Source organism: Synechococcus sp. BIOS-U3-1, assembly GCF_014279975.1.
Taxonomy (GTDB): domain Bacteria; phylum Cyanobacteriota; class Cyanobacteriia; order PCC-6307; family Cyanobiaceae; genus Synechococcus_C.
Genome location: NZ_CP047936.1, coordinates 807,480 through 826,480, shown reverse-complemented (window position 1 = coordinate 826,480; position 19,001 = coordinate 807,480). Strand labels below are relative to the sequence as shown.

The 19,001-nt window shown below is 47.5% G+C and carries 25 protein-coding genes; 9 read left to right on the top strand and 16 right to left on the bottom strand.

All coding sequences use genetic code 11. From position 1 onward, the window contains the following. The first annotated feature begins 86 nt into the window (after positions 1-86). Positions 87-221 (top strand): hypothetical protein, encoded by a 135-nt coding sequence (locus SynBIOSU31_RS14720; RefSeq protein WP_255477354.1) that lies wholly within the window; start codon positions 87-89, stop codon positions 219-221. 216 nt (positions 222-437) lie between these two features. On the opposite strand, the gene SynBIOSU31_RS04225 is transcribed toward SynBIOSU31_RS14720, so the two are convergent. Further along, positions 438-761, bottom strand: coding sequence for a hypothetical protein (locus tag SynBIOSU31_RS04225; RefSeq protein WP_186492245.1), 324 nt, complete (start codon positions 759-761; stop codon positions 438-440). 6 nt (positions 762-767) lie between these two features. Between SynBIOSU31_RS04225 and SynBIOSU31_RS04220 the strand changes: the two genes are divergently transcribed. Then, positions 768-1,034 carry a hypothetical protein gene (locus tag SynBIOSU31_RS04220; RefSeq protein WP_186492244.1) on the top strand — a complete coding sequence of 89 codons (267 nt, stop codon included), beginning with the start codon at positions 768-770 and terminating at the stop codon, positions 1,032-1,034. Between the two features lie 606 nt (positions 1,035-1,640). On the opposite strand, the gene SynBIOSU31_RS04215 is transcribed toward SynBIOSU31_RS04220, so the two are convergent. From SynBIOSU31_RS04215 to SynBIOSU31_RS04200, 4 genes are all read right to left on the bottom strand, one after another. Continuing rightward, a complete protein-coding gene (locus SynBIOSU31_RS04215) occupies positions 1,641-2,093 on the bottom strand; it encodes a cupin domain-containing protein (protein WP_255477353.1) in 453 nt (150 codons plus the stop codon). Further along, entirely contained in the window at positions 2,074-2,454 is a 381-nt protein-coding gene (locus tag SynBIOSU31_RS04210; protein ID WP_186492243.1) for a carboxymuconolactone decarboxylase family protein, read from the bottom strand. The genes SynBIOSU31_RS04215 and SynBIOSU31_RS04210 overlap by 20 nt, the downstream gene beginning before the upstream one ends. A 273-nt stretch (positions 2,455-2,727) precedes the next feature. Then, positions 2,728-3,960, bottom strand: a complete 1,233-nt coding sequence (locus SynBIOSU31_RS04205) for an acyltransferase family protein (RefSeq protein WP_186492242.1) — start codon at positions 3,958-3,960, stop codon at positions 2,728-2,730. A 183-nt stretch (positions 3,961-4,143) separates the two neighbouring features. Beyond that, on the bottom strand, positions 4,144-4,815 hold the full coding sequence (locus SynBIOSU31_RS04200; protein WP_186492241.1) for a hypothetical protein: 672 nt from the start codon (positions 4,813-4,815) through the stop codon (positions 4,144-4,146). 473 nt (positions 4,816-5,288) lie between these two features. On the opposite strand from SynBIOSU31_RS04200, the gene SynBIOSU31_RS04195 reads away from it, so the two are divergent. Then, positions 5,289-5,543 (top strand): Nif11-like leader peptide family natural product precursor, encoded by a 255-nt coding sequence (locus SynBIOSU31_RS04195; RefSeq protein ID WP_186492240.1) that lies wholly within the window; start codon positions 5,289-5,291, stop codon positions 5,541-5,543. 277 nt (positions 5,544-5,820) lie between these two features. After that, a complete protein-coding gene (locus tag SynBIOSU31_RS04190; protein WP_186492239.1) occupies positions 5,821-6,210 on the top strand; it encodes a hypothetical protein in 390 nt (129 codons plus the stop codon). A gap of 515 nt (positions 6,211-6,725) precedes the next feature. Here the strand turns inward: SynBIOSU31_RS04190 and SynBIOSU31_RS04185 are convergent. Then, positions 6,726-7,535, bottom strand: a complete 810-nt coding sequence (locus SynBIOSU31_RS04185; RefSeq protein ID WP_186492238.1) for a hypothetical protein — start codon at positions 7,533-7,535, stop codon at positions 6,726-6,728. Between the two features lie 59 nt (positions 7,536-7,594). Here SynBIOSU31_RS04185 and SynBIOSU31_RS04180 point away from each other — a divergent pair, with 59 nt between their 5' ends. Beyond that, positions 7,595-8,440 carry an NAD-dependent epimerase/dehydratase family protein gene (locus tag SynBIOSU31_RS04180; protein ID WP_186492237.1) on the top strand — a complete coding sequence of 282 codons (846 nt, stop codon included), beginning with the start codon at positions 7,595-7,597 and terminating at the stop codon, positions 8,438-8,440. A 267-nt stretch (positions 8,441-8,707) separates the two neighbouring features. Here SynBIOSU31_RS04180 and SynBIOSU31_RS04175 read toward each other — a convergent pair whose 3' ends face one another. The 6 genes from SynBIOSU31_RS04175 to SynBIOSU31_RS04150 all read right to left on the bottom strand — a co-directional run bounded on the left by SynBIOSU31_RS04175 (position 8,708) and on the right by SynBIOSU31_RS04150 (position 11,181). Next, entirely contained in the window at positions 8,708-8,893 is a 186-nt protein-coding gene (locus SynBIOSU31_RS04175) for a hypothetical protein (RefSeq protein ID WP_186492236.1), read from the bottom strand. Positions 8,894-9,247: 354 nt separating this feature from the next. Next, on the bottom strand, positions 9,248-9,481 hold the full coding sequence (locus SynBIOSU31_RS04170) for a Nif11-like leader peptide family natural product precursor (RefSeq protein ID WP_186492235.1): 234 nt from the start codon (positions 9,479-9,481) through the stop codon (positions 9,248-9,250). Positions 9,482-9,857: 376 nt separating this feature from the next. After that, entirely contained in the window at positions 9,858-10,100 is a 243-nt protein-coding gene (locus SynBIOSU31_RS04165; protein WP_186492234.1) for a Nif11-like leader peptide family natural product precursor, read from the bottom strand. Between the two features lie 53 nt (positions 10,101-10,153). After that, positions 10,154-10,384 (bottom strand): Nif11-like leader peptide family natural product precursor, encoded by a 231-nt coding sequence (locus SynBIOSU31_RS04160; protein ID WP_186492233.1) that lies wholly within the window; start codon positions 10,382-10,384, stop codon positions 10,154-10,156. Positions 10,385-10,572: 188 nt separating this feature from the next. Continuing rightward, positions 10,573-10,821: a Nif11-like leader peptide family natural product precursor gene (locus SynBIOSU31_RS04155; protein WP_186492232.1), complete on the bottom strand. Its 249-nt coding sequence runs from the start codon at positions 10,819-10,821 to the stop codon at positions 10,573-10,575. A 111-nt stretch (positions 10,822-10,932) separates the two neighbouring features. Continuing rightward, complete coding sequence (locus SynBIOSU31_RS04150; RefSeq protein WP_186492231.1) at positions 10,933-11,181, bottom strand: Nif11-like leader peptide family natural product precursor; 249 nt, start codon at positions 11,179-11,181, stop codon at positions 10,933-10,935. Between the two features lie 593 nt (positions 11,182-11,774). Between SynBIOSU31_RS04150 and SynBIOSU31_RS04145 the strand changes: the two genes are divergently transcribed. Together SynBIOSU31_RS04145 and SynBIOSU31_RS04140 are read left to right on the top strand one after the other, a co-directional pair. After that, entirely contained in the window at positions 11,775-12,008 is a 234-nt protein-coding gene (locus SynBIOSU31_RS04145; protein ID WP_186492230.1) for a hypothetical protein, read from the top strand. Between the two features lie 387 nt (positions 12,009-12,395). Further along, the gene (locus SynBIOSU31_RS04140) at positions 12,396-13,787 is read left to right on the top strand and encodes a hypothetical protein (RefSeq protein WP_186492229.1); all 1,392 of its coding nucleotides are present in this window, start codon (positions 12,396-12,398) and stop codon (positions 13,785-13,787) included. 844 nt (positions 13,788-14,631) lie between these two features. On the opposite strand, the gene SynBIOSU31_RS04135 is transcribed toward SynBIOSU31_RS04140, so the two are convergent. After that, a complete protein-coding gene (locus SynBIOSU31_RS04135) occupies positions 14,632-14,934 on the bottom strand; it encodes a hypothetical protein (RefSeq protein ID WP_186492228.1) in 303 nt (100 codons plus the stop codon). A 257-nt stretch (positions 14,935-15,191) separates the two neighbouring features. Further along, positions 15,192-16,091 (bottom strand): hypothetical protein, encoded by a 900-nt coding sequence (locus tag SynBIOSU31_RS04130; RefSeq protein ID WP_255477350.1) that lies wholly within the window; start codon positions 16,089-16,091, stop codon positions 15,192-15,194. A gap of 262 nt (positions 16,092-16,353) precedes the next feature. On the opposite strand from SynBIOSU31_RS04130, the gene SynBIOSU31_RS04125 reads away from it, so the two are divergent. Then, positions 16,354-17,610 carry a site-specific integrase gene (locus tag SynBIOSU31_RS04125; RefSeq protein WP_186492227.1) on the top strand — a complete coding sequence of 419 codons (1,257 nt, stop codon included), beginning with the start codon at positions 16,354-16,356 and terminating at the stop codon, positions 17,608-17,610. After that, positions 17,610-18,221 carry a GIY-YIG nuclease family protein gene (locus tag SynBIOSU31_RS04120; RefSeq protein ID WP_186492226.1) on the top strand — a complete coding sequence of 204 codons (612 nt, stop codon included), beginning with the start codon at positions 17,610-17,612 and terminating at the stop codon, positions 18,219-18,221. Before SynBIOSU31_RS04125 ends, SynBIOSU31_RS04120 begins: the two co-directional genes overlap by 1 nt. On the opposite strand, the gene SynBIOSU31_RS04115 is transcribed toward SynBIOSU31_RS04120, so the two are convergent. Both SynBIOSU31_RS04115 and SynBIOSU31_RS04110 read right to left on the bottom strand, forming a co-directional pair. Continuing rightward, positions 18,218-18,454 carry a hypothetical protein gene (locus SynBIOSU31_RS04115; RefSeq protein ID WP_255477348.1) on the bottom strand — a complete coding sequence of 79 codons (237 nt, stop codon included), beginning with the start codon at positions 18,452-18,454 and terminating at the stop codon, positions 18,218-18,220. The two genes, SynBIOSU31_RS04120 and SynBIOSU31_RS04115, sit on opposite strands and share 4 nt — an antisense overlap. A gap of 330 nt (positions 18,455-18,784) precedes the next feature. After that, complete coding sequence (locus SynBIOSU31_RS04110; RefSeq protein ID WP_186492225.1) at positions 18,785-18,994, bottom strand: CCRG-2 family RiPP; 210 nt, start codon at positions 18,992-18,994, stop codon at positions 18,785-18,787. Between the last annotated feature and the right edge of the window lie 7 nt (positions 18,995-19,001).

Here is a 19,001-nt window from a genome sequence, read left to right as displayed (position 1 = left end):
GTTTATGTTTCGCGAGTTCTGGGATCTCAAGGCCCCCTTTCGAAAGCACAAAGCCCTGCGCTTGCAGCAATCGGAAACGCCAATCGATGACTGACCTCACACTCAGCATTTCCGCTGCATTGCGCGATGCGCAGCTTCAGCGTCTAGAAGCGGCTCTCGCATCAAAGGCTGCAGCCAAGAAGAGCACCCTCAAAGTCAAAGACAAACCTGTACGCGACTGATCGTTCATTGCCGCTCTGAATCCTTGATCAGAAAGACCTCTTGAAGCCAAAACAATCCCGTTTTGGCTTTTGATCACATTAGTTTTGTTCTGGAAGCACTGCTTACATTTCGAGTGGCACTGACCTCGCTCCTCGCCGGGGTGATCGTCTTCATCAGCGATGGTAATAAAAAACCCCGCTCGTGGCGGGGGTGATTGGTTGGTTGGTGATTGGGCCTCAAGCCAAGACATCGACTGCCACTTCGGGCATCCATGGCTGCTGACCATAGTCGTTGTCCAAGTCAGCACCCAAGGCTTTACTCATCCCAAAGGACGCAGCACCAGAAACGGCACCAGACACAGCGGTAGCGCCAACTTGGCCTGCAGTGACTGCTTTAGCGCCTGCGATAGCAGCTGCAGCTTTTACTTTTAAAGCTGTGGCAGCAGCTGCTCCACCAGCAAACAGTTTTGCGAACGATGCTCCTGCGATAACGAATGGGAAAAACCCAAGATCATCATCGACGTCCATGGTGACCCCACCACTTGTGACGGAATCGTTCATCAGGTTTTGAGGGCCAGCGTTATCGAAACCAATGCTCCCCATGAATTGAATGATGGGCTGACCACCACCGGTGATGAGATCAGGCTCAGCTTCATCGAAACCAAAGTGCTTCAGAGCTTGGCCAGTGGCGTTCATCGCATTGGCGACTTTCTCTACTCCTTCAATAGTTGCTTGAGCATCATTGGGGAGAAATGGCTTGAATGCGTTGCCTGCGTTAACGAGGGCCTAAGGTTTTTGAGCGGCTTCCAGAATCTGAGTGGAAGGAGTGAATGAAGAAATGGTGGAAGTCATTTGAGTGAAGATTGAATGTTTGGGGGTGTTGCCCCCTCGACTCCTACAAGATCACAGCCCTTCTAGTGAACATCCCTACACAGCACTGGTGCAGACCCCAAGATGTTCTGGTGAGCTTCTGGTGATTGGCTCAAAACCAACTGCCCGAGTCGGCACAGCTCACCAGAAAGCAAGTCCCGCCAGGCCTCCAGGGCAGTATCCCCTTCTGAAGTTCAATGCAGTCATACCAGAGTGAATCACTAATTTGGCTGTGATCACATTTTGGAACTGGCACTAACGCTCCATCCTCAAAACGACCCGACTCCATCAGTCCGTAGTGATTTCGTTAGACTAGTTGAAAAAGCACCAATATCGATCCCAGCAACTTTACAAGCAATTGATGTCCAAATGAGGGCTGGTGGTTTCAGGCAGAAACAACTGATTACAAGCCACAGTTTGCCCAGGATCAGCAAACTGATTTCGCCATCATTTTCAGATTTCGAATCAGGACCGACCGCTTATTAAGCGTAATGACCCAAAAAGGATGTCGACTAGTCAAGACATTCACAGCAAAAAGGGCCTATAAATTCGGCAATGGTATGACTTCGTTTAAGCACAAGGATTCCATGGAGGGTGTCCTTTCACTTGAATCAAAAGAAGCTCAGCAGGTATTTCGCCTACAGCCCAAGATCGATGTCCTTGTTGATTGTTTGTTCCCTGATCACCGCCAAAGCTGATGTCTCCAGGTCCCATTTCAACAATCACGCCATCCATCGTCTCAACGCTCCAACGACCACGCAGAGGAATGATCCATTGAGGCACTGGATTTTCATGCCACTCACCAATTTCACCTGGCATTAGAATTAATGTGATCAACTTAGTACTATCGCTGTAGTGCATTGCACTCCAGATTGGTGCGGCTCCTTCAGCAAAAACTGATTGCTTATATCCCACAAGCGAATGTATGCTCTGGCAACTTTCACCCTTATCATTAATCCATACACGCCAAAATTTTGTACTGAGTTTTTTCATATTATTGCGATTAAGTAGATTCCATTTCATCAAACACTTCCTGCGCTGCTAACAATGCATTCGTTGCAGCAGGAAATCCGCAATATGCAATCATCTGCGTAATAATCTCAAGAATCTCTGCTTTGCTTGATCCAGTATTTAGTGCGCCCTTGATATGGATCTTAAGTTCTTGAAGAGCAAAGCCCTGCACAGTCAAGGCTGCAACGGTACACAGCTCACGTATTCTGTCGTCGACCACATCACGTCTATATAGTTCACCAAACGGGAATTCAACATTTACTTTTGCAAATTCAGGATAAATTGCGTGAATTGCCTTGATCCATTGATCAGCAGCATCGCCAAAATGCGTTCTCATTTCTTGCATGCCTTGGACATACTTTTCTGATGGCATAGAACCTCAATACGATTTTACAAATGGGTAGAGTTGACTAAGGTTGAAGTCAAGCAAGGATATATACCTTCCTCATAGCAGCGACTTGCATAAATTGGCTACGTTTGTATAGAGGTTTTACCAAATCAGTTCATAAATGATCTATTGAACCTCAACCTACGCAACAATAATAAACCCAAAGGTGCTTTGTCGGGAAATCGATAGCGGTCTACCCAACTCTCCCTAACAAAGCATTCACAACCAATCATCTGCTGACGATATGTGATTTCTGAATTAGATGATCTTTGCGATAGTTGGGCTACGCCTGAGCTGATGGGCGATGCCAAAGGAAATAACGATCCCGAGAGGTGTAGCAGAAAGAGCAATGAGCCAAGGATTGAGACCATAGAACCCAATCGCGTTAAGCACTACCACCAGCACAAGTGGATGAATGATATAGGCCCCGAAGCTATCAACTCCAGCGGTAGCAAGCCACTGGCCATAGCTATTTTCATTGCGCTGGAACCACAACAGGAGATAGGTGATTACTCCCCATCCAATGAAGGGATTTAAAAAAGCTGTCAGAAGTGACAGCTTGCCAAAGTCATTTGACATACTGCCGTTGATTGACAGAACAAGGCAAATTGCTAGAAGGCTGAGCGCTAATACAAAGGAAAAACGAAACCATCGCAAAACCAAATGAGTGTCAAGGCGCTCCAACCAGTGATGGAACGATGCCTTACACCCCACAAAAAACAAAAAGGCATAGGTGAAGACATGCATGCCCTGAGCACCTAGGCCATCGAGTGGTGACCGACCTAAAGCAGTCCAAAGGTCTGCACGTGTGGTCATCACCACTTCAAGCAATGCAAGAACGACGGCACTGATAAGCCAAGAGCGCAGTTGCGGTGTGGGTACAGAGGTATCGACAGAAAAGCGATGTCCTCGCAGCGCAACCCACGCGCAATAGAGCAAATCAAAGAAAAACAGAACAACAAGAAACCACAGCACCCCTACGCGATGGAAAGGCATCTCGTTCCAAGACAATTCCGCTAAAGGGCTCGGCGGGGAGAGTCTCGCTATGAGCATCGAAGCGTTATTAATCAGTAAGAGACCAGCCAAGAAGGGGATACCAATTCGAAGGAAGCGATGTTTTAGATATCTCATCACACCCTTTTTATGTACTGAACCAGGGACGAAGTAGCCCGACAGAAGAAATAACATGCACATGAAGAAGGTATTACAGAACAAAAGCAACCAAACAGCTAATCCGCCAAAGACCGGATACTGAGATTCACTGATGTAAATATGCACACCCATGAAACTACCCAGGAAGGTCAGCAAAACATGAACGAAAATGACTAATGCAATCATTAGTGCTCTGATCTGATCAACGTAGATCAAGCGATTCTTTATCCTGGCTGTTTGGCAATCAAAAGCTTCAGCACTACCAGGAATTTCCAAAGTCTTACTTTCCCTAGTTGATAAGATGCTTTCAGAGCAATGAGGCAAAGATAAGATATTCATGAAATAAAGAAAGCCTTTCCTCCGATGTATTCACAATCGCTGAATTGAACTGATCGTACATCACCCGATCAAGTGATCTTCAAGACACTTAGATCCCCCATTTGGGGGACTGCAGATCGAAAAAAACAAGGGCGTCGTAATCCCAGGCCAGTGCTGCCTTCACCTAGAGACAACAACTAAAGATTAACCAAGGTTATTTCTGAGCAGTTCAGCCTTGAGATCCCTATCGGGACCAGAATCTGGAATGCGAAAATCAATAGCATCCCAAACTGGAATAGATAAATAGTCAGCAAGCATTGAGGCGTCTTCGCGGATTGCACGCAACGCGCCATGATCAATAATATTGATACGCTCTCCGTTCATACAAACAAGATTCAACTCATAACTATAATAACTATTTTTATTTCCACTCACATATTCTCGCAATAGCTGAATTGCACAGATATCGTCAAACCCGAAAGATTTTTCATTCTTGCAAAAAACTCGCGTCGAACCATTGAAAGTTGATTTATGCTTAATAAGGCACCATAAAGACCAAAGACCAAACCCTAAACAAGACAAGCTTATCAATACGCCGATATCCATCGCTCCTGTGAAGAATGTGAAAAAACAAGCAATTAATCCCATGGCAGAAAAAAAGAGCGAAAACAAATATGCAACAAAAGTTGGTTTAAATTCGATCGAGCTGTTCATAAGACCAGGCATTTTCTGCAATCTGTGCGTGCAGAAATTCGTACCGCCCCCAACCAGCGGATCCCAGGAAATCCTAAACGCCAATTCATCATTAAACTCTTCCAGATTAAGAACTTCACGCTTATCCTGAAACAGTGAAAAAAAGCTGTTAAGAATGCCCATGTCGAGGAAAATAAATCAAGCCTAAGCTTAGAACAGAAAAGTCTTCTAACATATTCACTCTACAAGCACCCACCTGCCTTCATTCTGAATATATTCAGAACCAAATGAAGGAAAACTACACTCACTTCCTTGAACCAAGAATTTTATTGAATTAGATCTTCTAAGGACAACTATTTTTACTGACTTAAGACCTATGGATTCCACTCCTGTAACTCTGAACCGACTCAACGTAGAAACCGCACTGGTATCCGATGCTTATGATCACCAAGATGCACTTGGGCAAGATTTGATCGGTGGTGCAACAAATCACGGAATAGATCCCTCACAAGCACGGGAAGAGCACTAAGAAGAAGTGGCTCAAATCCAACCAACAAATCACTATCCCCGCCAAGTGCGGGGTTTTTTATGTCAAGCAAGTGAATACGGCGCTTCCTGTCAGCCGTTGCTATGACTGCTGAACAGACCTGATACCCATGTCACAAGAAAAACTCAAAGCCTTCCTAGAGAAGGTCAAAGGCGACCTCAGTCTTCAGGAAAAACTAAAAGCAGCAAAGTCACCTGAAGATGTTGTAAGCATCACCAAAGACCATGGTCACGACTTTGGTTCTGAAGCTGCTGTTAAATGGACTCAACTTTCTGAAGATGAGTTAGAGGGCGTGTCTGGGGGTAAAAGCTCAGCTTTCACATGTCCCTGTGGCGTGGCCCTTGGCTGCGGTATAACGATTTAGATTCAAAAGAAAAAGCCACTAGGTTCGGTCCTTCAATTTAAGGGCCTTATCTTTTGACACTTCATCCATTGAGCCCAGCAGCCACAGGGGCTTCTTATCGCTTTAATAGCCCAACTAATCCCATAAATAATCCTCCAATACCTGGCACGACTGAGCGCAGTTAGAGAGCTTTTTATTGCCTTGAGCTTTGGGGTACACCTAGTTGATTATTACTTTTTCTAATCATTTAGTATGTGACTAGGTATATCCAACGGACTTAAACTGTCCGAATTATTAAGTGACTAGCACCACCCTGTTCTCCGGCAAGTTTGCTGTTGACGGGCTTCCCTATACATCTGTCTCATCAATTATTAAAACTGATACAAAGATCGTTCAAGGCAAGAAGTCCAGAGCAGCATCAGGCAAAGCCGCCAACCGTAGTAAGCATCTATCAGCAACTGCAAGAGGCACTGCCGTTCATAGCGCAGTTCGCAACTTCATTCGCACTGGTGAATGTGACCTTGAACCTTGCTACTTCGATTACTTCTCAGGTATTCAAGATTGGCTATCACGCTTAGACCTTGAGCCTTATTGGGCAGAGGGTCCGATACTTGATAAGTATCAGCATCTTCAGCAAGGGCAATCCGCTGCTGTGTGGTGTGACAAATATCGCTACATCGGGTTGTAGGCATCGCCAAAGAACATGGTTATAAATTCACTGGTGATAAGATGACTTAACCCAGTGAAGAAGAGCTGGAAGGCTTGGCTGGGGGTACTGTGAGTCTACCTGGGACTGAATGTAGATAATAAATGTATACGTGAAGAACCTAGTACTAGATTACGACAAGATCAAATAGACTACTTATCAAAGCCCCTGCATTGACAAGAGATTTTATTACTTTAATCAATCTATTAAGAACCTTAAATACCACCCAATATCTGGCGAGGTTGAGCGCAGTTGAACAGAGATAGATAAAATCGACTTTTCAGAATGGCGTGTTTATTGGGGACATTGCAGCCCACATAAAAACAACATCAACGCATATTCAATAACTGAGTCGAGCTAACATGGTGACTGGCTGGCAATATTGAGTAAGATCAATCCCAGTAATCTAATTGAATAGAAAGGCGGATTCGTTACTCTTGTTGCTCTAAGAGGCAGAAGTGTTCACCCGGAGTCAGCTGTCTTGATAGACGGTTGTTTTAGGGATCGACTTTTTTGGTGTTAGCCCGGAACCGTCGGCGTTCCCAGGTTGTGAGACTGCCATTGGCATCAAACACAATGCTGAGCTGCTGAAACAACTCGACAGTGTGCAGACAACCAATCTCTAACTGATAGGCACCATCTGGCAGATACTCAGGAACCGAAAAAATGAGGCCAGCCGGCATGACAGCAGTCCTTGCGTGTCGCATGAACTGCTCTGGGACAAAAACCGACGGCTCAGCTGCACTCACCTGACCGATGCAACCAGGCTGTGGCCAAAACGTCTCCGCCACACTGGACCATCCCCCCAGCGATGCAAGCATCGCTTCGGGAGACATCGATGCAAGACGTTCCGGCTTGCGCACAGAAGTATTACGGCAAAGGAAACCAACGGCGCCCACCAACTGCAAACGCCAACGCGTTCCCACCGGCTCCCAGAGCAAGACCAGCATGGATCGGGACCGGTCGTGAAACAGGTTGATCTCGTGCCCGAAGCGACGGCGATCAGGATCCGGCACAAGACTGGACTGACCTCCAGCCCCTTGGAATTGCCAGCATCCGCCGCCGGTGTTGTACGTGCTCCGGCTGATCTCATACCTGGCCTTGCCGCCTTGGGCAAAAAACAGTCCGGATCCATCCCAAACGCCGGTATCGGGGTCACTGAATGAGATGTCATATGTCGTGGGATCCATCACCCTGACCGGTGACGCGAGATCAAGCCGGTCCTGCGAATCACGCCCGAACCATCGACCACGACCCTGCCAGCACCCCTGGAAGTTGAGCCGATTCAGCACCCATTGATCCGTCATGTTGATCACCATTACAGGTTCTCAGACTCCTTAGGTTGATCTCTTCCCTCAATAGAGCCATGGGGCTGACAATCGTTGGTTGCGGATACCTCGGTGAGGTCGTGGCGCTTCAACTGCAACCGCGCCGATCGATTCTTCCCCTGACCTTGACCACCACCGTGACCGAACGGCATCCAGCTCTGACCGACCTTGCCGATCAGCTGCTGCTCTGTGATGCAACGGACCCTGCACAGCTGCTGGCCGCATTGCAGCGCAACCATACGGCTGTGTTCTGTCTTGCTCCCAAAGGAAATCGACAGGTGAATGCTGATGGCTACCGCCAGACCTTCGTTGACAGCTTTCGTTGCCTGAGATCTCTATTACCTGATCTGCCTAACCTGCACCAGATCATCTACACCGGCAGCTGTTCGGTATATGGCGACGCGGACGGTGACTGGGTGGATGAATCGACAGCCCCTGCAGCTGGAACTGGGCATCGTGAGGTCTTGCTGGAGAGCGAACGACTGCTCACCGAGATGGGAGACAGCAAAAGGCGTGTCTGCATCCTCAGACTCGCTGCCCTGTATGGACCAGGGCGTGAGCTGGATGATCGACTCAAAGGACTGTCCGGCAGGGAGCGCACAGGGGACGGTCGCACATTCAGCAACTGGGTCCATGTGCATGACGCAGCCGGTGCCTTGATTGCTGCCATGGATGGCGCCTGGAGCGGCGTTGTGAATGTGGTGAACGACGAACCAATCCGGATTCGTGATCTAGTGAACCTCAGTTTGGAGCGCCAACAACTTGAGCCGGTGTACTGGAGCGGCGGGCCCGCACCGGCCTCCGGTAACGGACGCCGCGTTCGTAACGACAGGCTCAAGGCTCTTGGCTACCGGCTGCAGCACCCGATGCTGAACCAGGGCTGATCACCTGTTGATTGAGCGTTGCTGCGAGTAGTCGATTGGAGGAGTCATCGACATTCCACTGGCAACATGAACACTTCGCACCCATCGCTGCCGTCGTAATCGTTGCTCTTGTGGCATTTGCTTGCTTAACATCACCACTTAAGCGGGCAACGCTTCAACCCGCCCACTTCAGGAAAATAAAAACCCCACTCGTGAGAGCGGAGCATTGCGTTGACCTCTTAACTAAGCGCGCTATTCAGGCTCCAAGCTCGTGGCACTTCCATTTGTCTAAACACTGGAGGGAGCACTGGCGCCAAGGCGATTACGGGCGGTGCCAAACGGTGTGTGATATCCCGTCTTGTATTGGGGGTGCAAGATCTGGCGATATTCAGCTTTGATATCCCCCAATTTCATCAATGCAGCACCACCGTGGACGGTTTGAAGTTGATCAAGGGTGAGTTCAGCTTTGGGCATTGGTTTAAAGGTGTGGTGGAGGTCATGGCTCCGATGCACACACCATCTCCGGTTTCACAGCTCCACTCGATGACCTGCCTCAAGCATGGCTGTGAGGTTGGTCACAGGGCGCCTTCACTCTTTTTTTTTGTGGGGGGGGGGATGCGCCTTCATTACCCTTTCAGCGACGTTGTCTTGCCTTTAACCAATCATTACTTCGCTCAATCGTGCCAGACGTTATAGGTAGATTTATGGGATCAATCAGGCTATTGAAGCGTTAAAAAGCCCCTGTCAATGCAGGGGCATTGAAGATGTAAAACCAAGAACAAGCAACCATTAAGCCGCACCAAAATTAACGCATTCGCTTGAATAATTTTACCAGTTCGTGGCGATAAAGTGACAATTTTTTGGTTGCATCTTCTTTCCACCAGCCACACCTTCTAACTCTTCTTCACTGAGCTGACTGAGATGCTCTGATTTAAATTCATGACCATTTTCTTTAGCGATAGCCACAACATCTTCAAGTGACTTTGCTGCTTTTAGTTTCTCCTGAAGACTGGAATCACATTTGACCTTGGCGAGGAATGCCTTGAGTTGTTCTAGGGACATGGGCATGAGATCAGTTCAACATCTATAATAATGGTCTGCCGTAGCGTCTTTCGCTAATACTTTCTGCGCTCAATCGAGCCAAGCAATGAAGGTTGATTTATAGGATTAGTAAGGCTATTGAAGCAATAAAAATCCCTACAACTGCGGAGGCTTGAGGTGAGTGAGCCGATCGACCCGTCCCAGCTCTACCCTTCCTGTCACCCAGCCCTACCAATCTGCATCGCCAGCCGCATTGGTTGCTAGAAACTCATGGATCAAAATATTATAGGCACAGGTAAACATAGTCATACCAGACAGACACTCAGACTTCCAGCCGCGCCTCAGTTCTTCGTCAGAAACTTCTGATTGAGCCCTCTACAACTGGTCAGCAGAAATATTAAAGCCAACGGATGCTGTAATTTTCCCCGCCGCCGCTGCAGTACCCCCTAGTTCCACCGCCATCCACATTTTCTAACTCCTCTTCGCCGAGCTGACTGAGATCATCTGACTTAAATTCATGACCATGCTCTTTAGCGATAGCCACAACGTCTTCGGGCGACTTAGCTGCTTGTAGCTTGTCTTGAAGACTTGTGTCGCCTTTGACCTTCTCAAGAAAAGCCTTGAGTTGTTCTAGAGACATAGTTATTAGTTAGTAGCAAGATCATTATGGGAAGAGCTTTGGAATTTGCCAACTCAAAATCCACAGAAGCACGCAGCTCCCGTTTCATTCGACTTTCCACCACCCGAAACACCTTCCAGCTCCTCTTCACTGAGCTGATTAATCTTATCAGCGGTGAATTCATGACCATGTTCTTTAGCGATGCCCACAACATCTTCAGAGGACTTAGCTGCTTTTAGTTTTTCCTGAAGCGTGGTGTCGCCTTTGACCTTCTCTAGGAAGGCCTTGAGTTGTTCTAGGGACATGGATAGCAGGTCTTTTAAGCAGTCATAGCAACGGCCTGCTGCAGTGTCTTGGGTTAATACTTACTGCACTCAATCGTGCAAGGTATTGAAGACTGATTTATGGAACTAGTCAGGCTATTGGGAAATAAAATACTCCTGTTATTGCAGGAGTTAGTGTTTAAGCTGCAAAAGTTCTGGGAAGTATTTATTTATAAAGTCCCAGCCATAGTACCCCCGGCACAGCCACTATACCGAGCAGCACAGCACCTCCCACCCCCTGCCACTCCTTCCAGCTCCTCTTCATTGAGCTGACTGAGCTTATCAGCGGTGAATTCATGACCATGTTCTTTAGCAATAGAAACAACTTCATCAGGTGACTTAGCTGCTTTTAGCTTCTCCTGAAGATTGGAATCTTTTTTGACCTTGGCGAGGAATGCCTTGAGTTGTTCTAGGGACATGGGTATGAGTTCTGTTCAGCAGTCATAGCAACGGTCGGCAGCGATGTCAGTTAGCAATCAAAAGCCCACCAAGTGCGAGCGATGGTGCCATATGTTTGCGAAGGAAGACTATTAAGGCTTATTCCTTGGACAACAACCATACCATTTTAAAACATTCAATGTTGTCCAATTACCACCTCCTACTACGCCTTCTAGTTCTTCATCACTGAGCTGGTTGATGTGTTCGGTGCCAAAATCGTGACCGTGCTCCTTAGCCATAGACACCACATCTTCAGATGAATTCGCTGCTTTGAGCTTCTCCTGAAGACTGGTGTCGCCTTTGACTTTTTCCAGGAAGGCTTTGAGTTGCTCTTCTGACATGGGTAGCAGCAGGTCTGTTCAGCAGTCATAGCAACGGTCTTCTACAGTGTCTTTGGCTAATACTTACTGTGCTCAATCGTGCCAGGAATTAAAGGCTTACTTATGGGATTAGCTGGGCTATTGAAGCAATTAAAACCCCCAATTTAGCAGGGACTTTGATAACGAGATAGACTACTTATCTCTTTAGAGACTACACTTTCTTGCACCAGTAGAACCGCGGCATACAACCTGCCACATTCCAGTCCCTTTAAACGAAAATCCTCCCCCAAAAACGCCTTCCAGCTCATCGTCACTGAGCAGGTTGATCTTATCAGCAGTAAATTCATGACCATTTTCTCAAGCAATACCTGTTACATCTTCATATAACTTTGCTACTGTTAGTTATTCCTGAAGGCTGGTGTCGCCTTTAACTTTTTCCAGGAAGACTTTGAATTGTTCTAGGGTCAGAGGTATGAGGTCTGTTCAGCCATTAATGCAACCGTCTGAATCACCATTTGGGCGGGAACCGCTTCCACCCGCCTGATTTGAGTTTTGTTTCCCAGGCTTCGATTGGGTTGCTCTGTTGCTATCAATCAAATAAGTGAGGCAAACACATGGCACCAGCGATCGTAATCTTGTTTTGTATCGGCGCTCTCATTGCCGCATTTGGAATGCTTATTGCATACGCGATTGATGAACATAGTAAGCATGACCTCAAATACTGGATCAAAAGCCTTTGGGTCTTAGTCGGGGTTGGCGGCGCAATTTGTGGTTGGCAAGTCTTTTTGGCCTTAGACCAATCTGCGAAATTGATGGAACTTATGAATAGTGCAAAAATGGTGGGTTAAGTGTCGGTTTCGCCCTCTACCAACTGCGACTCTAAGATTGGAATGTCATTACTAAAGCTGCAGACCTAACCCATCGATAAGCGGCGGAGCATTGAGCTGGTGTCAGTTCGCGCATTATGGGGGCTTTGCCTGGTTGCGCTCTACTCCTCCGTTTGAAGTAGCCATCTACAACACACCAATCACACACTGCAACTAGCGGTGCGTGGATGGTGTGAGGTTGTTTTGTTGGGAGATCGATAGCGACTACTCAACGCCCCCTGCTTGTCCCTTTCGCATTTAAAATGGCGGTGATGCACAATCAGATATAGCCAAAACATTAAAAGATCGTGTTACATCAAAAAAAACACCGTTATCTTATTATCATCTATTCAGTCAAAATTTAATGCATTGTCACTTCTGTCTTTACTGGAAACAATTGGTCAAAGAATAGAGGCTCCCTTCAAAACCGCTGCCGATACAGTTGAAGGGTTTTTCGCCTCCCTAGGCGCTGACATTCAAAAAGAGGAACAGAAGATATTAAATGAAATTGAGCATGACTTTATCAAAGATGCTGGACCTCTGATTCAAGGCATTTCATCATTCTTTACAATAAGCAGCGCCGAAAAAATTATTTCAAATCCATTGGGTATTAGTATGGGGAATAATCTGGAAAATAAATACAAGGGCATCGTTGCATCTATAGACTCGATTGTTCTTCAAGCACCAAAAAGTTTAGATATAAATGAAAGAATCGCAAACTGGGAGAGTGGGAATGGTCAATCCTCGGAGGCTGCCACGTTAACCATAACTCCAACATTATCTGTCGAGAGCAGTACTGGAGACAATGGGAATTTTAATTATACTCAATTCGCTGGGTCTTTGCCAAGTATTGAGGACAACTCCTTGACTGGGGGTTTTGATTTTAATTTAAATTTTACATCGCGTTTTGTGCTCAATATTGGTCTAGATCTCAATATTGATATTCCAGGTAACGGAACATATGAGTTTCCCTCCTTTGGCTTGAATGCATGGAGTAAAAAGAAAAATCTGGGTAGTTTTCAGGGCTCAGATGGAATTGCGTCAATCTCGGCAGGAATCGGCTATGGCGGGTCGATTACCAATAAAACCAATGATTCAATAAATCTTGATTTAGGCATCTCTTTTCTATGTATTCCAAATGTTGAAATAAATCCGCAAATCTTTGAGAAATTTAAATTAGACGAAGCTGACATCAAGAATTTCTTTCAAAGAATATGGAAAGGAGATATTTTCTCGAAAAAATTCTGGGATGAGTCACCCATTGTGCCTACATATATAGCCAATTCTGGTGGTAACATTGATGCAAGCATAAAGCACACATTTAAAGCGACTAAAAACGACCAGCCAGTAGGAATAGATGCCTTGACTGGTTTAGAAGTGGATTTAAATATTAATCCTCAAGTGACTGGTTCGCTTGGTTTGATTTTTAAGGAGGAGGATACAGGAATCACTTTAACGGCTCTAAATTTTCCGCTTACGCTAGCCAACAAAATATCTGTTGGGATTGATGAAAATGATAAGGTTCAACTTACTGATGCAATATCTTTAGACGCCGGATTAAATATACAAGCTTTAGGAGCGTCGCTTTATGATGCTGTATCTCTGCCAGGGTTTGTTTGGGATATTGGTAGTATAAGCGAAACATTAGGAACGGTTAATTTGCTTCGCCATCCTGAAGGTTTACGATTAGGCAGCCCTGGATTTGAACCTTCAGGCGTTTTAACGTTCGATGGTATTGAACTTACTTCGGCAAATTTTTGAACCATTCCTGATGGCGTCCAGAACTCATCAAAAGAAATTGACTTAAGTATTAATATTGATAGTTTATGATTAAATGTCTAGTTTATTCCTTTGACATATGCACCATCTCCGGAATCAATCGGATTCACATCACCCATTGAGGTGGTCTTCCAGCCGCCTGACTTTCCCGATTAGATAGATCCCAGCAATGGATTAAAAACCCCGCACTTGGCGGGGTTGATTGGTTGGTTGGTGATTGGGGCTAAAGCCAACGCAACTTCGGGGCCATAGTCGTTGTCCATGTCAGCACCCAAGGCTTTACCCATTCCATAGGACGCAGCACCAGAAACGGCACCAGTCACAGCGGCAGCGCCAACTTGGGCTGCAGTGACTTTGCTAGCGCCTGCGATAGCACCTGCAGCTGCTACTTTTCCAGCAGCAAACAGTTTTGCGATCGCTGCCCCTGCAAAAAAGAGTGGAAATACACCTCCATTGATATCTTGCAGTTGATCGAAGCTCAGCTCTTGATCGAGCAGTTCAGTGTTGTTGTAGTCAGTGTTGAAAGTAGTCCTTGTTTTGAAGGAGTTCAGTGTGTGAGTTGTGTTGGAGGTGTTGCCCCCTCGACTCCTTCAAGATCACAGCCTTTCTGGTGAACCCGACTACATAGTTTTGGTGCAGACCCCAAGATGTTCTGGTGAGCTTCTGGTGAATGGCTCAGATCCCAGTAAGAGACTTAAGTGCAGACACCAAAGCCATTAAAAAACTCCGCAATTGGCGGGGCGTGATTGGTGTGAGGTTGTTTTGTCGGGAGATGTGTCGCGATGATCGACTTGACTGGCGATGAGTTTATTTCTGGCGAATAAACTTAGCGAGGCTTGCCCATGCACTGCTGCCAGGCATATGCACTGTCTTTATAGAAACGACTCATCATCAACGACGCTACATCATGAGTGTCACTACCAGGCAGGAATTCGAGCCTAATTTTATTTGCGGCTTCATCATCTAATACCATCATCATCCCTTTGTGATAACGCAGGCACGCCTTTAAATACTCGTTGTTGCTGCTTTCATGATACAGAACGTCTAAAATCGCAAATGAAGCAATAAAAAGCCAGGAAACTCCAAGGAATTTCAGCGCAGTTAAACTTATAGTATTTAGCTTTTTCATTGAATAAGAATCAAGATTTAGGAGAATAATTAATTTCTTAGATGACGGTTCAACATTTTAATGAAAAATTATTTTGTCAGGAGATAGATCGATGGCGAACGGTCGTCTTCCAGCCGCCTTCCTCCCCCGCTTGGGTAGCCCCATGCCTTAACCCCTCAACGAATCGGCATTGGCTTGAACGTACGCACGCCTCCTGAATATCGTCTCGGCTTCTCTTCCTTACCCCACATCAATGGATGCGCTCCACTTCACTGTGATTACCGATAGCTGTGCTGGCCTTGATTCGCTGCGGTCAATACATACCTCACAGCATCAGCAGAGTGATCAGGTGCAGCCTTCTCCATGTCCTCAGGATTGCGATCATCACTGATGCAATAAGGCAACGTCGCCCACAAGCTCTCGCACCGCTCTGAGATAAACAAACCAGGCTGATCACTGCCTGCCTGCCACAACAGAGATTTCATCAATTGCCAACCCACAGCCCTTGAACTCTTTGGGCTGCCAGTGACCTGCCATCCGTACTTCTTGAATTCAGTGCTCAGCGTTACTGGATCGCTATGACCGCCGAAACCAAGCTGTGCAGTAACTGCTGAATCCATGATCACTCTGCAATGCGGAATCACCCAATCAGTAAATCCATTGCGCATGTAAAGCTTTTTCACTCGCTCCACAAACTGCGGTGCAGTTAATGAGCGATCTCCCCTACTCCATTCCTTTGATCCGTCTGGCTCAATCGAGCAGACGTATTCCTCATCCACGCAGACCCAACTACCTCTGGCGATATGACGCTCTCCAACCATCATTGGTTCTTGGATCTGACACATCAACACGACGCATGCAGGGCTGGCCGTGCCCCAGTCACCACCGATCCAGCACCAATGTGCCTTGGTCTTTTCAGTAAATGATCCGCTCTTGTCGGTATACCAAGGGATCTGAAAATCACGGGGCAGCATTGACCTTTCAATGCTCAGGCACGAGCCAAAGAATCCAACTGTGACCTGACCCCATTCACCGAGCACCTCAGCAGAGATCTTCGATTCATCGCCAAAGCAACTGGCCCGCAGTTCTTTCTCGTACTGATCAGGGTTTGAGAGATAAGGGTTATCCCTGAGCGTTGACTTGATCCAGACCGCAGGCTGAGCAAAAAGAATGCCCACCAGCTCAGAAGCCAGTGGGCAACTTGAATAATTCAATGGAGCCAAGCGGATTCGAACCGCTGACCCCCTGCATGCCATGTAAATACTGGCAGCGCTGAGATCGGTTGCGACGACTAGCTCAAACCCCAGTACTACTTGGCTTTTTGGCAGATCTATGCGCAGCTTGCGACAGCCTGCTATGGCAAGAAAAGGCAGAAATCAGACTTGAAAATCAGACTCATGTCCGTCATGCTCTGTCCACCTGCACGAAATGAAGGGGGTCATGGCTCAAGCACAGCAATGGCTTAAAACGCTGCGCCAAGCCGTGAAGGGTGACTACGGGTCAGGTTGGATCCTCAAAGAGCAGTACGACCGCTTCAAGATCGGCAGGTCTGAGGCTGGCAATGCAAGACACGGCAAAACACAATTCATCAGCACTGATCTGCCGTTCGCTCGTGGTTGTCACCGCAAGGTCTTGAACCTCATCGGCGAGATGGTCGCCAAGATGCAGGATCCAGAATTAGGCGTGGGTTTAGCTGAGGCATATGAACTCGTTCGAAGCAGCACCGAAGTCACTGGTGCCGCCATCAACTGGGAGGAAGTTCGCTCCCGTTACAAGGCCAGCAGAGTTGACTCAGGCACTGTCAAAGCAAGCAACTACGCCGAGCACGAGGAATATCGAATTAATCGAGCCTTTGCCCTGATCACGGCTCGCACTGGTGCGGCGCACGATGGTGGCGGGCTTATGCGGCTCTACGCCCAAAAGCACCTGATGAAAGTAGAACCAGGCTCATCAGGCCGCAAACGCAACCTGCTGGACGTTTCACGGTTTCTGAAATTTGCCGTCAAAAAATGCGGAGCAGACAAAAAATGGCTCCCCTTGGAGGCAGATGACCTCAAGGAGCTGATTGGACATCGTCAAACCGCACCCAAACCAACGGTGCCAATCAAGCCAGAAGAGCTGATCACACTGCTGAACGGCCTTGAGTCAGACCCATCACTAAGGCTTGCCGTCGGGCTTGTCGCACTATTTGGGTTGAGGCCAGCAGAGCTGATGGTGCTCTCCGTTGAAGATGGCAACCAAAAAATCGGCAATGTGAAGCGGAACGCACACAGCTCAGCAACACCGAAGCCTCCTAGGACTGTGCAGGAGCTTCCTTTGAAGGAGTTCCAAGGTGAAGGGGCACGGTTGGTGCAGCTTTTTCAAAGCGGCCTTGTGAAGCTTCCCAAGAGCATCCGAAATCTTGAGGCCGATGCCTTCAAGGCTTGCGGCCATACCTTCCGACAGTATCTCGACCGCAATGCGACCTGGCAGTCGCTGAAGGCATCCAACCCCGAGCTGACGCCATATTCGTTGCGACATGGCTATGCATGGCGAGCGGCCAAGTACTACCCACAACCGCTGCCACTGCGTGACACCGCAAAGCTGATGGGCCACGATCTAAAAACGCACATTCGTCACTACGGGCAGTGGACTGACGACGCTTCTACGAAGTCGGCGGTCGAAGCCTCAATTCAGTCCTTGATAGGTGCGAGCTAATGAACGAGGGCATCGTCTACGTCCTGACGAATCCCGCCATGCCTGGCATGGTCAAGATCGGCAAGACAGGCCGTGAGGTTGAGGCTCGTCTCAATGACCTCTACACAACGGGTGTGCCGCTGCCGTTTGAGTGCGCCTACGCCGCCAGAGTCGCGGACATGGACAAGGTGGAGAAAGCCTTTCACAACGCTTTCGGCCCCTACAGAGTCAACCCAAGGCGAGAGTTTTTCAGCATCGAGCCAGAGCAAGCAATCGGGCTGCTGGATCTGATGAAGCTGGAGGACATGACGCCCGAAATGCAGCGAGAGGCGGAACAAGTCGATACCGAAGCCAAAGCATCAGCAGACAAGATCAAGCAAACACGTAGACCCTCTTTGAACTTTCTTGAGATGGGTTTGCCTGAAGGCGCTCGCTTGGACTTTGTGAACGGCGATCATTTCTGCAACATCCTCAATGGGCGTCAAGTTGAACACGAGGGCACTTGTTGGGCTCTCTCATATCTGACCAACAAACTTTTGGACCATGAAGGCCCAATCAGAGGCACCGCTTACTGGAGCTATCAAGGCAAACCACTGACCGAGATTTACGACGAGACCTACGGAGCCGTTTAGCTGTCCTCTGCAAGCTCAATGACATCTCTTTGAAGGAAGACACTATCAATCCGCCACTGACAAACGCTCTGCAACTTCTCCTTCAGTCCATCAACATCCAATAACCGCTGACCACTTGGCATCTGCACATGCACGTGATCATCAAGCCAGCCGTCATTCATTAACTTATAAAGCTGCGAGCGGCTCTTATATCCAAGATGTCTTGCAGCCCCACTAATACTCATTAAACGCATGAGCAGTCTCCAAATGTCTACTATTTATATGACCTGACGCTAGAGGAACAACGCGCGCACGGACGACCCTTGATTTTTTGCCAAATGGGACCCAATCAATTTAGAGATAAGAAACCCGCGCTTGGCCGGGTGTCCTGGAGAACCGGACTGCTGCTGAGCGAGCGTTGGCCGAGTTGCTAGTTGATTGCAGCCTTGATTGCGAATTAAGCCCTGACTATCTCTGCTCAACTGCGCTCAATTGTGCCAGGTATTGAAGGCTATTGATGGGCTTTTTGGGGTGATTGAAGCAATAAAAAACCCTACGGATGCAGGGCCTTGCAATAAGTAGTCTCACATAAGAGGATTTCTAAGAAAAAATTCGCGTGCATTTAATTCCACTTCTGCTAATGTTTCGGGCTCGTCGTTTTCGTTCTCAGCCAGCCATCGGTGCCAGGCTTCGAATCGTTCGCGACCGCCACCAGTTACAGATTCCAGCTCTTCAATCGTCAGCTCTTGATCAAGTAGTTCAGTGTTGTTGTAGTCAGTGTTGAGTTCAGACATGATTTTA